The organism is Acidovorax sp. NPDC077693 (assembly GCF_044542805.1).
GTDB lineage: Bacteria > Pseudomonadota > Gammaproteobacteria > Burkholderiales > Burkholderiaceae_C > Acidovorax.
The window spans coordinates 202,861-216,130 of record NZ_JBITVD010000006.1; the positions used below are offsets into that span (position 1 = coordinate 202,861).

The following is a 13,270-nucleotide window of genomic DNA, read 5'->3' on the forward strand; positions in this document are numbered from 1 at the left end:
CGACTGTATAACCAATTGGTCTCAAAGTAAACCAATTGGTTATTCAATGACCGATTGGTAAATTTTGGACACAAAAAAGCCCCGCCAGGGCGGGGCTGCGTTGGGCGCGGACGCTCAGCGCACCAGGAGCACCGGCACCTTGCTGTGCGCCAGCACCTGGGTGGTCACCGAGCCCATGACCAGCGTGGCCAGCGCGCCGTGGCCATGGGAGCCCATCACCAGCAGGTCGAACTTGCCCGAGTCTGCGACCTTGGCGATGGACTCGCCGACCGCGCCCACCTTGACGCTGCGCTTGGCATCGATACCGTGGCGGCCGAGGAACTTGCACACGGGGGCGAGGACTTTCTCGGCTTCTTCGGCGTGGTAGTTGTCCACCACGTCCTTGCCCAGCGCGGAGCGTGCGCGGGCGGGCAGCGGGGCCTGCACGGTGAGCACGGTGTACTGGTGGTTGCCGCTGAGCAGTTCCTCGTGGGTGGCGAGGTAGGCCAGCATTTTCTTGGTGTACGCGCTGCCGTCGACAGCAAGCAGGATGTTCATGAGGTGCTCCAGAAAAAGGGATGGGGTCAGACTACTGCGCGGGGACTTCTGTTGTCTTGACCTGGGTCATGCTTTTTCTCCTGCGCTGGCGGTGCCTCATGGCACCGTCAAGCCCATCATACGGTGACGCAAAAATGCGGCTCGAACGCAGCCTGCTCGCCCTTGCGGGCATAGCCCAGCGGGTTGGCCACCACGCGGCACTGCCAGGGCAGCCCGTTGTCGCGCACGCCCCGCACCAGGTAGTCGCTGGGGGCGTGCAGGTGCCCGTGCAGCCAGAGCTGGGCCTGGGGCAGCAGGGCATCGAGCGCATTGCAAAAGCCTGCGGTGCCGGGCACCAGGCCGTAGCGCGGGTCGGCGCTTTTCAGGCTGGGCGCGAAGTGCGTGACCACGACCGTGGGGCCGTCGAAGGGCGTGGCCAGTGCCGCCGTGAGCCAGGCCTGGCTGGCCAGGGCTTCCTCGCGCATGGACTCTGCCAGAAAGGGCTCGCCCTGGCGCGTGCCGCCCGTCTTGCGCAGGTAGAAGTTCGCGGCGCGGAAGGCCTTGTCGCGGTGCTTCAGGCGGCGGGTGATGTCGGTCGTGCCTTCATGGTCGGCCAGGGCGTCGAAGTCGCTCCAGAGCGTGGCGCCGACAAAGCGCACGCCCTGCAGCTGCAGCGTTTCACGCTCCAGCCACACAATGCCCAGCCCCTCGCAGGTGCGGCGCAGGCGGGCGTGGGCTTCGTCGAAATCCTGCGCGTCGTACTCGTGGTTGCCGGGTACGAAGAACACCGGCGTGGGCCAGCCCGCGTACTGGGGCAAGGGTGAAAAGCGCGCCAGGCCGAAGTCGTCGTCGGCCAGCAGGGAGCCGGTCTGGTAGGAGCCCACGTCCCCGGCCAGCACCAGCACGTCGGCACCGGGCGCGGGTTCGGGTCGGAAATGGGGATGGACCTCCAGGTGCAGGTCGGACAGCAGTTGAATCTTCATGGACCGGGCAGTCTACGTCCTCGCGCTGAGGGTCAGGCTTCGGGGAAGGTCCGCCGGGCCGACCGGGCCAGGGCCTGCAGCAGCCATGTCATGGCGGTCTGCTGGGCGCTGCGGCGGCGCCACAGGGCATCCACGTGCACGGGCGGCACGTCCAGCGGCAGGGTGCGCTGCACCAGCGCATCGGCAATGCCCGTCACCGGAACGAAGTGGCGCGGCAGCACGGTGAGCAGGTCCGAGCCCGACACCACCCGTCCGGCCGTGAAGAACTGGTTGACGGTGATCACCACCTTGCGCTCGCGCCCCAGCGACGCCAGGGCCTCGTCGATGAAGCCGAACGGCCGGCCCGAGAAGCTCACCAGCATGTGGCGGGCCTCGCAGTAGGCGTCCAGCGTCAGGGGCGCGGTGGCCAGCGGGTGGCCCTGGCGCATCACGCACACGTATTCGCCGTCGTACAGACGCCGGCTCTCGAAAGCCACCGCATCGCCCGACTGGGCGCGTGCCGTCAGGTCCGCCAGCACGGCGGGGAAGTAGCCCACGGCCATGTCGGCCGCCTCGTCATCGAGCAGGCGCCGCGGGTCGCGCGTGGTCAGGGGCAGCACGCGGATGGCGATGCCGGGCGCCTCGCGCTCGATGATCTCGACCAGCGCCGGCACGAGCGTGGCCGCGGTGGCGTCGGCCATGGCCAGCACGAAGGTGGATTCGGCCGTGGCAGGGTCGAACCGCCCGGGCGAAAAGGACTCCTGCAGCTGCGCCAGCGCCTCGCGCACCGGGGGCCACAGCGCCAGCGCACGCGCGGTGGGCTCCACCCCCTGGCCGCTGCGCACCACCAGCTCGTCGCCCACCACGTCCCGCAGGCGGCGCATCGCGTTGCTCACGGCGGGCTGGGTGATGGACAGCTTGTGGGCGGCGCGCGTCAGGCTGCGCTCGGCCATCACCTCGTCGAAAACACGCAACAAGTTGAGGTCCAGCGAGCGGAAGTTCAAAGGTGTCATGGCTTTGCCTGCCAGCAATTATCACCAATGTGAATATCCATGATTCAAAATATAAACTTGAATGCTGAAAGGGTAAACCCTAATATCACCCCATCGCCCGGCAATCACGCCACAAGCGTTAGAAAAGGGAAACCGAAATGACCACCTTCGCACACGTTGACTACCCCACCGAACACCTTGGCGTTGTACGCGCCGAAAACGCCGCCGCTGCCCTGAAGCGCGCTGCCACCCAATTTGACGGCGCCCGTGGCGCTGCCACCCTCCTGCTGGCTGCCGTGGTGTCCGCACTGCTGGTGGTGGCCCACCAGGTGGTCGACACCTGGACTGAAGGCCACCTGCTGGCCGCCTGGATGGTGCTGTGGCTCGTCGCCTTCGCCGCCCTGGCCCTGCTGACGTCGCCAGCCCGCCGCGCCAGTGCTGTCCTGCGCGTGGCTGGCAAGGCCTTCACCGAGAACCGCCGCCGCGCCGCCGAAGACGAACGCACCTGGCAAGTCGCCATGAAGGATCCCCGCATCATGGCTGAACTGAACCACGCCATGGGCATCGCCACGGTGAGCGACATCCGCAAGTACTACTGAGATGGACCGTGCGGCCAGGCCGCACGATCCGCCGAACTACTTTGAAAGCCGTGGCGTTCGCGCCACGGCTTTTTTTGTGCTCCGAGGCTTGGCGCGGCGCGCGCCCGAGGCACATGCGGCAAAGGCAGGCGTTAAAAAACCGCCCGGTCACCAGACGGGGCGGTTTTCAGGGGCGGGGCTGACCCGGCTGCGGGGCCGGGCAGGCTACCGGATCAAGCCGCGAGGCGCTTTTCCAGGGCGGCCTTGGTATCGAGCAGCGCCTTGGGCAGGTGGTACGCCAGTTGCTCGAAATGCGCGTCGTGCAGCTTGAACTCCTCGGCCCAGGCGGCCTTGTCGATGTGCGTCACGGCTTCGAACTGCTGGGCGTTGAAGTCGATGCCTGTCCAGTTGATCTCGGCGTACTGGGGTGCCACACCGAACATCGTCTCCGTGCCCTGGGCCGTGCCTTCGATGCGGTCGATCATCCACTTGAGCACGCGCATGTTGTCGCCGTAGCCGGGCCAGACGAACTTGCCGGCCTCGTCCTTGCGGAACCAGTTCACGCAGAAGACCTTGGGCAGCGGCTTGCCGGTGGCGGCGATCTTGCCTTCCATGTCGAGCCAGTGCTGGAAGTAGTCGCTCATGTTGTAGCCGCAGAACGGCAGCATGGCGAACGGGTCGCGGCGCACCACGCCCTGGGCGCCGAAGGCGGCGGCGGTGGTCTCCGAGCCCATGGTCGCGGCCATGTACACGCCTTCCGTCCAGGTACGGGCTTCCGTCACCAGGGGCACGGTGGTGGAGCGGCGGCCGCCGAAGATGAACGCGTCGATCGCCACGCCGTTGGCGTCGTCCCACTGCGCATCGAGCGCGGGGTTGTTGGCGGCAGCCACCGTGAAGCGCGAGTTGGGGTGGGCGGCCTTGGCGCCGGTTTCCTTGGCGATCTGGGGCGTCCAGTCCTTGCCTTGCCAGTCGATCAGGTGGTCGGGCAGCTTGCCGGTGTCCTTTTCCATGCCTTCCCACCACACGTCGCCGTCGTCCGTGAGGGCCACGTTGGTGAAGATCACGTCCTTGTCCAGGCTCTTCATGCAGTTGGGGTTGGTGTGCATGTTGGTGCCGGGGGCCACGCCGAAGTAGCCGGCTTCGGGATTGATGGCGACCATCTTGCCGTCGGCGTTGGGCTTGATCCAGGCGATGTCGTCGCCGATGGTGGTGACCTTCCAGCCGGCAAAGCCTGCCTCGGGCGGCACCAGCATCGAGAAGTTGGTCTTGCCGCAGGCGCTGGGGAAGGCCGCAGCCACGTGGTACTTCTTGCCGGCGGGGTTGGTCACGCCCAGGATGAGCATGTGCTCGGCCAGCCAGCCCTGGTCGCGGCCCATGGTCGATGCGATGCGCAGGGCCAGGCACTTCTTGCCCAGCAGCGCGTTGCCGCCGTAGCCCGAGCCGTACGACCAGATCTCGCGCGTTTCGGGGTAGTGCACGATGTACTTGACCTTGGGGTTGCAGGGCCAGCTCGTGGTGTCCTCCTCGCCGTCGGCCAGGGGGGCGCCCACGGTGTGCATGCAGGGCACGAACTCGCCTTCCACGCCCAGCACGTCGTACACGGCCTTGCCCATGCGGGTCATCAGGCGCTGGTTCACGGCCACGTAAGCGCTGTCGGTCAGCTCCACGCCGATGTGGGCGATGTGGCTGCCCAGCGGGCCCATGCTGAAGGGCACCACGTACATGGTGCGGCCCTTCATGCAGCCGTCGAACAGGGGCTGCAGCGTGGCACGCATCTCGGCGGGGGCCATCCAGTTGTTGGTGGGGCCGGCGTCTTCCTTGGCGGCCGAGCAGATGTAGGTGCGGTCTTCCACGCGGGCCACGTCCGACGGGTCGGACCAGGCCAGGAAGCTGCCAGGGCGCTTGGCGGGGTTGAGCTTCTTGAAGGTGCCGGCGTCGACCAGCTGCTGGCACAGGCGGTCGTACTCTTCCTTCGTGCCATCGCACCAGTAGATGCTTTCGGGCTTGCACAGGGCGGCCATGTCGGCCACCCAGGCGAGCAGCCGGGCGTTCTTGACGTACGTGGGGGCGTTGAGATTCAGGCCCTGCATGGTGGGTGCGTTCATCGGGAGCTTCCTAAGTTAAAAAAACAGTTTTTTCAAAGGAAGCGAACCCGGTGGTACGCGGCAAGGCCTGGCGCAGGTGCGATGCTGAGCGCTGCCTTTGAAAAAACGGCTTGCGTGCTCAGTCGGCGGGCGGGCGCAGGGTCAGCCCCACGGTGTGGCGGCTATTCCACGGAGTCCGCGGGTCGGCTGGGATGTCAATTTTATGAATCTGCTGCCAACTTGTCTGTCAGACTCGCCCCAAAATTATGCAAAAAATGCATGGGGTTATGCGACCAAAAACCGGTGCGCGCGACGCCAGTGTCCCCGTGGAGCTGGCTGCCAGGTCATGCGGATGCGCCCCTTCGGCGGCGGAGGCCCGCGGCTCCGAGCCTGCCTGCGCAGGCGTGGACGGGCACAAGAGGCCGCCCTTTGATCCGCGCCACCGAGGCGCCGCAGGCGACTCAGGGGGTCTTCTGTCCACTCCAGCGCTCGTACCCGGCCTTGCGCAATTCGCAGGCGGGGCAGGTGCCGCAGCCATGCCCCCAGGCATGCAGCGTGCCGCGCACGCCGTGGTAGCAGGTGTGCGACTCGGTGATGATCAGGTCCACCAGCGCGTCCCCACCCAGGGTGCGGGCCAGCTCCCAGGTGTCGGCCTTGTCCAGCCACATGAGCGGCGTGTCGAACGTGAAGCGCTGCCCCATGCCCAGCGACACGGCCACCTGCAGGGCCTTGAGCGTGTCGTCGCGGCAGTCGGGGTAGCCTGAAAAGTCGGTCTCGCACATGCCGCCCACCAGGGTGTGCAGGCCGCGCCGGTAGCCCACCGCAGCCGCCAGGTTGAAGAACAGCAGGTTGCGGCCGGGCACGAAGGTGTTGGGCAGCCCGGCGGCCGTCATCTGGATCTCGGCATCGCTGGTCAGCGCGGTGTCGCTGATGTGGCCCAGCACGGCCAGGTCGAGCATGTGATCCTCACCGAGGCGCTCGCGCCACTGCGGAAAACGCTCGCGCATCTGCGCCAGCACCGTCTGGCGCGCCTGCAGCTCCACATGGTGGCGCTGGCCGTAGTCGAAGCCGATGGTCTCCACGTGGGCGAACTGGGTGAGCGCCCAGGCCAGGCAGGTGGTGGAGTCCTGTCCACCGGAGAAAAGAACGAGGGCGTGTCCGGGTCGCATGGCAAGGCTCCTGGCTTGGGCAAAAAAAAGCCCCGCAGCGCGGGGCTTGTGGCGATGTTCCGGTGGCTCAGGCCATGTACACGGCGATGAACGCCAGCAGGAAGATCAGCACGCCTCCCACCACGGGCAGCACGACCGGGGCCACGTGGACCACGTTCTCCACGGGGTCGTGGGGGTGGGATTCGGCGGGTGCGTGTGCGGTGTTGTGTTCGGACATGGGGCGGCTCCAGATGCTTAAAACTTGCGCAATTCTAGCCGCGAGCGGCGCACACTCCAAACGGCGGGACCGGTTCGCCGTGCCGCAGAGGATCACGCGTGCGCAAACCCCTGCCCATCGCCGGCCGGTTCTCAGATCAGCGCCGCCTCCATGCCCGCCTCGCGCAGGCGACCCAGCACATCGTCGATGTGCGTCTTGCCCCGGGTCTGCAGCACGAGTTCGATCTCCACGTTCTGCGCCGCCAGCATGGTGAAGGCGCGCTGGTGGTGCACCTCTTCGATGTTGGCGCCCGCGTCGGCCACGGTGGCCGTGATGCGCGCCAGCACGCCGGGCACGTCGCGCGCGCTGACCTTGATGCGGGCCAGGCGGCCGGACCGCACCATGCCGCGCTCGATGATCGCGGCCAGCAGCAGCGGGTCGATGTTGCCGCCACACAGCACCAGGCCCACGCGCTTGCCCTTGAAGCGCTCGGGGTAGCGCAACAATGCGGCCAAGCCCGCAGCGCCCGCGCCTTCGACCAGGGTCTTCTCGATCTCCAGCAGCATCAGCACGGCCTGCTCGATGTCGCCTTCATCCACCAGCACCAGGTCGTCCACCAGGCGCTTGACGATCTCCTGCGTGATCTTGCCGGGCGTGCCCACGGCGATGCCTTCGGCGATGGTGGATGTGCCCTGCGGGTGGCGGGTGCCCTGGACCGCATTCACCATGGCCGGAAAGCGCGTGGTCTGCACGCCCACGATCTCGATGCCGGGCTGGATGGCCTTGGCGGCCGTCGCCACGCCCGAGATCAGCCCGCCGCCGCCCACCGCGATCACCAGCGTGTCCAGGTCGGGCACGGCCTGCAGCATCTCCAGGCCCAGCGTGCCCTGGCCGGCCGCCACGCCTTCATCGTCGTAGGGGTGCACGAAGGTCAGCCCCTGCGCATCGGCCAGCGCATAGGCATGGGCGCGGGCTTCTTCCAGCGTGTCGCCATGCAGCACGACCTCGGCGCCGAAGCCGCGGGTGCGCTCCACCTTCACGCCGGGCGTGAAGCGCGGCATCACGATCACCGCGCGCAGCCCCAGGCGCTGCGCATGGTAGGCCACGCCCTGCGCGTGGTTGCCGGCGCTCATGGCCACCACGCCGCGGGCGCGCTCTTCGTCGGACAGCAGCGTGAGCCGGTTGCACGCGCCGCGCTCCTTGAAGGACGCGGTGAACTGCAGGTTCTCGAACTTGAGGAACACCTGCGCCCCCACGATCTGCGAGAGCGTCTTGGACTCCACGCACGGGGTATCGAGCACATGGCCCTGCAGGCGGGTGGCGGCGTCGCGGATGTCTTGGAGGGTCAGCATGGCGCCATTGTGGCGCAGCCCGGGGCGCGGTGGCCGCAGGGCGGGTGCGCCATCACGCGTTGACCGCGTCCATGCTGGTGGCCCTGGCCCGCAGCCTCTCCATGCATCCCGCATCCGGGAACTCCACCACCTCATACCGCGGCAGCACATACGGCAACCGCTGGGCACCGGAGCCTGCGATCTCCAGAAAGTCCGCCATGGTGACGATCAGCGGATCTGCACCTTCCCCTTCACTCAGCAGGACCAGATCCGCCGTGGGCAGCCAGGTATGGACGTCCCGAGGCAGGACGGCGTAGCTGATGAGCTGCCCGTCTGCAGACCTTTCCACCAGCGTGTGCGTGGCAACGAACACATCCGTGCCCGCCTGCTCTTGCGCGATGTCCATCGCCTGCTTCTGCTCGGCGTAGCCGCTGGCCAGAAGCTCGCGCTGCAAACGCTTCAGCGCCTGCCCCGCCTCGCCGGGTGGCGTCCACGGGGCCCAGGTCTTGTCGGTCAGGGTGAACATGTCGGCGGACAAGGGCCGCGATTCCTCGAAGAGGATGCGGCGGGCCTGGCCGACCATCTCGATCAAGGCGGCTTCGTTGTCTGCGCCGCAGACCAGCAGGCAACTGCGGTTGGGCACCATCGCCACCGGCTGCGCGCCAACGGGCAACTGCCAGACCAGCTCGTGCACCAGGATGCGTGCGGCGTCGTAGTAGTCGCCGTAGTGCGACCCGAACAGCCCGCGGCTGATCTCGTGGAACGCGGGAGCCGCCTGGTGGCGAAGGTTGTCGACGGCCACCAGCAGCACTTCGTCGAATGTCTTGTTCCAGCGCTTCAATGCATCGTCGCCGATCTGCTTGATGTTCAGCTCGCTGTCGATGGCCAAGGCAATGCCCAGGTCGTCCGACAAGGGGCGAAAGCACATGATGTCCGACAGTGCTTTTTCATCGCCTGCATCGATGCGCATCAGATCCACGCCCGAGAGGTTTCTCAGCACGGGCAGCAGCCGGTCCTTGACCTCTTCGTAGACATCCTCCGAGCTGCCTGCAGACACCATGCCCCGGACGAAGCGGTCCAGCTGCTGCTGTCGCATCGCCGGGTCGGCACGGCGGTAGTCCGTGAAGATGTTGTGCAGATTGATCAACAGCCCGTCGGACTGCCGGATCTGGAATCTTTCCCGGTCCAGCGTGAAGGTGTGTTCTGGCCAGGTGCGCCGCAGTGCCTCCAGCGCGATGTCGGCGAACTTGTCTGCGCTGAGGGGGCGGTGAAAGAGATTCTTGAAGAAATTGAGCACGGTGTCTGGCAGTGGGTGTGGCGATAGAGGCGCCCGGGGGCATGCCAGGCGCCGATGCATCGGCAACGGTGCAGCACCGGGCTGCGCCTGCGTGGTGTGGGGCCGTGCCCCACCGCGCAGGGCTCGGCCCCGGGTGCGGGTTGCCTGAGAGGCACCCGCCACACCAAAGACGCTGCGTGTTTACTGGGGCACGCCGAACTGGGAGATGTGTTCGATGTGCTGCTGCAAGGCGGATGCATTGCCCGAGCCCACTTCCGCATTCTTGTACAGCAGGCCGGTGCCCACACCCTTGGGCGTGGTCAGGCGGCGGATGTACAGCGTCTGCTGGGCGCTGTTGGCAGACGCCACCGAGTAGCCTTCGCCTTCGTTCACGCTGTAGACGAAGACATAGGTGCGCACGACCTGGTTGCTGGAGTTGATCTTGACGCACAGCACATTGCCGCTCAGTGCGCCACGCACCTGATGCTCGCAACCGAAACTCTGGGCGGTGTTGGCCATCAGGCCGTTGCCGTTGCTGGTCGCGCCCAGGTTGGTGTTGAATTCCACCAGGTCCGACTGCAGGCCTTCGCTGCCGATGGAGTTCAGCGTCCAGAAGCCGCGCAGGCTCTCCGCCACGGCGCCGTAACCGAAGTTGAAGCGTGCAATCGCCACTTCGGGCTCGTTCGGAAAGGTGATGAACCCCGTGGTGCCCGTGGTGAATCGCACGGTCACGTTGCCCGGGCTTCCTGCCGCCGTGCCCGAGCGGGCACCACTGCCGAAGAACCGGCCGCCGGTGTACTTGTTCAGCGGTGCCGTCACCTTGTTGTCCACCATGTCGCCCACGGCGAGGTAGAAGGTCGACTGGCCGCTGTTCTCGTACGCATACATCTGCATCACCAGCGTGGTGTTCTGCACGTCGATGCCGAAGCCACGGCCGGGCTTGCCGTCCATCTCCGACGTCACGATCCAGGTACCCGCTTGGGGGGAGAACGCCTGCGCCAGACCTGCACCCAACAGTGCGACGACCCCCAGAATTTTCTTGAACATCCGCGTCTTTCTCATTGGTTGAACCTCCCTTCGAGGCGAGGAAGGTTATAGCCGATCCGCAAGACGGTCTCTGCCTGCAACGGCAGGAGACACTGCCGAATGCCCGGCACCGGGCGATGAAACCCAACGCGGCATCAGGGCTTCAACCCCCGGCGATCAGGCGTTCGTGCACACCCTGAGCACCTCTGCCCCGTAGGCATCGAGCTTCTTCGCACCCATGCCGCTGATGCCCTGCAGGTCGTCCAGCGTGGTCGGGTTGCGCTCGGCAATTGCCGCCAGCGTGGCGTCGTGAAAGATCACGTACGCGGGCAGGTTGTGCTCGCGCGCGACTTCGGCGCGCCAGGACTTGAGGTTGATGAAGCGCACCTGGGCGTCCGGGCCCAGGTTGGCGGCGGCGGCCGGAGGGGCGCTGCCCTTGCGGGCGCGCTTGGCCGGTGCGGACGACACCGATTCGCGCAGCTGCACCGGCACCTCGCCCTTGAGCACGGCGCGCGAGCCTTCGGTGAGGCACAGGGTGTCGAAGCTGTGGCCGCTGTCCAGCATCACCTTCTGCAGGCCCAGCGCGCCGGTGGCGATCAGCTGGCGCAGCACGCCGCGCAGCTGGGGCTCGGTCAGGTCCGCGCCGATGCCGAAGGTGGAGATCTTCTCGTGCCCGAACTGCGCGACCTTCTCGGTCTTCTTGCCGCGCAGGATGTCCATGATGTGCCCGGTGCCAAAGCTGATGCCGCTGGCCTGGTTCACGCGGTAGATGGTGGACAGCAGCTTCCGCGCGGCATCGGTCGCATCCCACACGGCCGGCGGGCTGATGCAGTTGTCGCAGTTGCCGCACGGCGTGGAGGCTTCGCCGAAGTAGGCCAGCAGCCGCACGCGGCGGCAGTCGGTGGCCTCGGCGAGCGCCAGCAGCGCATCGAGCTTGCCGCGCAGCGCTTGCTTGAACTCCTCGCCCGCCGGGCTTTCGTCGATCATGCGGCGCTGGTTGACCACGTCGTTCAGGCCATAGGCCATCCAGGCGTCGGCATTCAGGCCGTCGCGGCCCGCGCGGCCGGTCTCCTGGTAGTAGCCCTCGATGTTCTTGGGCATGTCCACGTGCGCCACGAAGCGCACGTCGGGCTTGTCGATGCCCATGCCGAACGCGATGGTGGCGACCATCACGATGCCCTCTTCGCGCAGGAAGCGGTCCTGGTTCTTCTGGCGCACTTTGGTATCGAGGCCCGCGTGGTAGGGCAGGGCGTTGACGCCCGCGTCGCTCAGCGTGGCCGCCAGCTCTTCCACGCGCTTTCTGGACTGGCAGTACACCACGCCGGCCTCGCCCGCATGCTCGCGCTCGATGAAGCGCAGCAGCTGCGTGGTGACGTCCTTTTTTTCCTCGATGCGGTAGCGGATGTTGGGCCGGTCGAAGCTGCTGATGAACAGCCGCGCGTCTTCCAGCTGCAGCCGCTCGATGATGTCGGCGCGCGTGAGGTCGTCGGCCGTGGCCGTGAGCGCGATGCGCGGCACGCCCGCATAGCGCTCGTGCAGCACCGTGAGCGCCCGGTACTCGGGGCGGAAGTCGTGGCCCCACTGGCTCACGCAGTGCGCCTCGTCGATGGCAAACAGGCTCAGCACGCCCTGCTGGTACAGGTCGTCCAGCAGACCGAGGAAGCGCGGCGTGTTCAGCCGTTCGGGCGCGGCATACAGCAGCGTGATGGCGCCCGTCTGCAGGCGAAACTCCACGTCCTGCGCTTCGTCGTAGCTCAGCGTGGAGTTGAGGAACGCCGCCTCCACGCCCGCCTCGTGCAGCGCGCCCACCTGGTCGTGCATCAGCGCGATCAGTGGCGAGATCACGATGGTCACTCCGCGCCCCTGCTGCTGGCGCACGATGGCCGGCACCTGGTAGCACAGGCTCTTGCCGCCCCCGGTGGGCATCAGCACCAGCGCATCGCCCCCGCCGATCACATGCTCGACGATGGCCTGCTGCGGGCCGCGGAACTGCTCGTAGCCGAAGACGTCCTGCAGGACGGTGTGGGCGGGGGATGCGGAGGGGGCGGAGGACAGGCGGGAGGACGACAACGGATACTCTGAATTTGATAGCTGCCAGCGCTTGCCTGGCAAGCGGTAGAGGCCAATTGGATCAATATTTCGCGGCAGGCGCGCCCGCAGGCGAAGGGGCTATTGTGCGCCGGGCACCGCGCACGTCCCCACAGCCGGCATCAGGACCGCCGCGGCCAAGCCCCGCAAGGGCCCCGGCCGCGGTACAGCGGCTGGCGGGGCGCCGTGTTCGGGGCGAAAAAAAACCGGCTCCACAGAGCCGGTTTTCAGGACACGGGAAGACCCGGTTCAGTAGCGGCCGCCGCCGAAGCCGCCGTTGCCGTAGCCCACGTCCGAGCGCTTGCCGGCGTTGTAGCCTGCGTCGCTGTAGCCACCCGAGCTGCGGTTGTCTTCGCGTGGGCGGGCTAGGTTCACGACGATGGAGCGGCCGTCGACCGACATGCCGTGCAGCGCGGTGATGGCGGCCTGGGCCACTTCGGCGTTGGCCATTTCGACAAAGCCGAAGCCCTTGGAGCGGCCGGTTTCGCGGTCCATCATGACCTTGGCGGAAGACACGCCGCCGAACTCGGCGAAGTTGCTTTCCAGGCTGGAATCGGTCACGGAGTAGGGCAGGTTGCCCACATAGATCTTGGTGCTCATGGGAGAGTCTTTCTAAAGGATGGCGCGCAGCGAAGGGCGTACCGTTGGGGTGGGTGTGCGGACCGGGAGGAGCCCGCAACCACGGGGGAGGCGGATGGAATCTGCAGCGTGCAGACCATCAGCACATCGGAGGGTGCGGCATGCACGCCTGCAGCCAGCCCTGGGTGACTGCGAACAGCCGGGCGGCTTCGCGCGATGCAAAGACCTTGTCAAAACGGAACACGCGGCAGTAGCTGCCCTTGCTCTCTGAACGATGGACCGAGAAGGAGGCGCGGAAGCGGCCGCAGTCGGTCGGGTGTGTCGCGGGCGAAACGACGTACTTGCCCATGGAAATGGCGGTCTGTGAAATCTGGTTCATTCAATATCGCAGGCGGAACATTGGCCTGCGTGAGCATCAAGGGGCTCGGCGGGCTGCAGCTCTAGCAGGCCCACTGGGGCGACACATGTCGCAC

13 protein-coding genes are annotated in these 13,270 nt (G+C 66.8%); 1 reads left to right on the forward strand and 12 read right to left on the reverse strand.

Annotation, left to right across the window (positions count from 1 at the left end):
* Window positions 1-114: 114 nt before the first annotated feature.
* From ACIGHN_RS10365 to ACIGHN_RS10375, 3 genes are all read right to left on the reverse strand, one after another.
* Window positions 115-537 (reverse strand): universal stress protein, encoded by a 423-nt coding sequence (locus ACIGHN_RS10365; RefSeq protein ID WP_056410408.1) that lies wholly within the window; start codon window positions 535-537, stop codon window positions 115-117.
* Window positions 538-653: 116 nt separating this feature from the next.
* Window positions 654-1,499: a metallophosphoesterase gene (locus ACIGHN_RS10370; RefSeq protein WP_396504286.1), complete on the reverse strand. Its 846-nt coding sequence runs from the start codon at window positions 1,497-1,499 to the stop codon at window positions 654-656.
* A gap of 32 nt (window positions 1,500-1,531) precedes the next feature.
* Window positions 1,532-2,491 (reverse strand): LysR family transcriptional regulator, encoded by a 960-nt coding sequence (locus ACIGHN_RS10375; protein ID WP_056411561.1) that lies wholly within the window; start codon window positions 2,489-2,491, stop codon window positions 1,532-1,534.
* Between the two features lie 137 nt (window positions 2,492-2,628).
* Here ACIGHN_RS10375 and ACIGHN_RS10380 point away from each other — a divergent pair, with 137 nt between their 5' ends.
* Window positions 2,629-3,069 (forward strand): hypothetical protein, encoded by a 441-nt coding sequence (locus ACIGHN_RS10380; RefSeq protein ID WP_056163122.1) that lies wholly within the window; start codon window positions 2,629-2,631, stop codon window positions 3,067-3,069.
* 212 nt (window positions 3,070-3,281) lie between these two features.
* Here the strand turns inward: ACIGHN_RS10380 and ACIGHN_RS10385 are convergent, their stop codons facing one another.
* From ACIGHN_RS10385 to ACIGHN_RS10425, 9 genes are all read right to left on the reverse strand, one after another.
* Window positions 3,282-5,153, reverse strand: coding sequence for a phosphoenolpyruvate carboxykinase (GTP) (locus ACIGHN_RS10385; RefSeq protein ID WP_396504287.1), 1,872 nt, complete (start codon window positions 5,151-5,153; stop codon window positions 3,282-3,284).
* 440 nt (window positions 5,154-5,593) lie between these two features.
* Window positions 5,594-6,301, reverse strand: coding sequence for a 7-cyano-7-deazaguanine synthase QueC (queC, locus tag ACIGHN_RS10390; protein ID WP_396504288.1), 708 nt, complete (start codon window positions 6,299-6,301; stop codon window positions 5,594-5,596).
* A 67-nt stretch (window positions 6,302-6,368) separates the two neighbouring features.
* Window positions 6,369-6,518, reverse strand: coding sequence for a hypothetical protein (locus ACIGHN_RS10395; protein ID WP_200912360.1), 150 nt, complete (start codon window positions 6,516-6,518; stop codon window positions 6,369-6,371).
* Window positions 6,519-6,649: 131 nt separating this feature from the next.
* Window positions 6,650-7,849, reverse strand: coding sequence for a threonine ammonia-lyase (locus ACIGHN_RS10400; protein WP_056163130.1), 1,200 nt, complete (start codon window positions 7,847-7,849; stop codon window positions 6,650-6,652).
* Window positions 7,850-7,901: 52 nt separating this feature from the next.
* Window positions 7,902-9,125 (reverse strand): hypothetical protein, encoded by a 1,224-nt coding sequence (locus tag ACIGHN_RS10405; RefSeq protein WP_396504289.1) that lies wholly within the window; start codon window positions 9,123-9,125, stop codon window positions 7,902-7,904.
* Between the two features lie 180 nt (window positions 9,126-9,305).
* The gene (locus tag ACIGHN_RS10410) at window positions 9,306-10,151 is read right to left on the reverse strand and encodes a hypothetical protein (RefSeq protein ID WP_396504290.1); all 846 of its coding nucleotides are present in this window, start codon (window positions 10,149-10,151) and stop codon (window positions 9,306-9,308) included.
* A 156-nt stretch (window positions 10,152-10,307) separates the two neighbouring features.
* Window positions 10,308-12,200: a DNA helicase RecQ gene (gene recQ, locus ACIGHN_RS10415; RefSeq protein WP_396504291.1), complete on the reverse strand. Its 1,893-nt coding sequence runs from the start codon at window positions 12,198-12,200 to the stop codon at window positions 10,308-10,310.
* Window positions 12,201-12,467: 267 nt separating this feature from the next.
* Window positions 12,468-12,818 (reverse strand): RNA-binding protein, encoded by a 351-nt coding sequence (locus ACIGHN_RS10420; protein WP_056163143.1) that lies wholly within the window; start codon window positions 12,816-12,818, stop codon window positions 12,468-12,470.
* 118 nt (window positions 12,819-12,936) lie between these two features.
* Window positions 12,937-13,176: a hypothetical protein gene (locus ACIGHN_RS10425; protein WP_200912359.1), complete on the reverse strand. Its 240-nt coding sequence runs from the start codon at window positions 13,174-13,176 to the stop codon at window positions 12,937-12,939.
* Window positions 13,177-13,270 lie beyond the last annotated feature (94 nt).

Coding starts and splice junctions, on each gene's coding strand:
- ACIGHN_RS10425 (WP_200912359.1), bottom strand. CDS start 13,176: ATGAACCAGATTTCACAGACCGCCATTTCCATGGGCAAGTACGTCGTT.
- ACIGHN_RS10385 (WP_396504287.1), bottom strand. CDS start 5,153: ATGAACGCACCCACCATGCAGGGCCTGAATCTCAACGCCCCCACGTAC.
- ACIGHN_RS10400 (WP_056163130.1), bottom strand. CDS start 7,849: ATGCTGACCCTCCAAGACATCCGCGACGCCGCCACCCGCCTGCAGGGC.
- ACIGHN_RS10370 (WP_396504286.1), bottom strand. CDS start 1,499: ATGAAGATTCAACTGCTGTCCGACCTGCACCTGGAGGTCCATCCCCAT.
- ACIGHN_RS10380 (WP_056163122.1), top strand. CDS start 2,629: ATGACCACCTTCGCACACGTTGACTACCCCACCGAACACCTTGGCGTT.
- ACIGHN_RS10420 (WP_056163143.1), bottom strand. CDS start 12,818: ATGAGCACCAAGATCTATGTGGGCAACCTGCCCTACTCCGTGACCGAT.
- ACIGHN_RS10375 (WP_056411561.1), bottom strand. CDS start 2,491: ATGACACCTTTGAACTTCCGCTCGCTGGACCTCAACTTGTTGCGTGTT.
- ACIGHN_RS10365 (WP_056410408.1), bottom strand. CDS start 537: ATGAACATCCTGCTTGCTGTCGACGGCAGCGCGTACACCAAGAAAATG.
- ACIGHN_RS10395 (WP_200912360.1), bottom strand. CDS start 6,518: ATGTCCGAACACAACACCGCACACGCACCCGCCGAATCCCACCCCCAC.
- queC (WP_396504288.1), bottom strand. CDS start 6,301: ATGCGACCCGGACACGCCCTCGTTCTTTTCTCCGGTGGACAGGACTCC.
- ACIGHN_RS10410 (WP_396504290.1), bottom strand. CDS start 10,151: ATGTTCAAGAAAATTCTGGGGGTCGTCGCACTGTTGGGTGCAGGTCTG.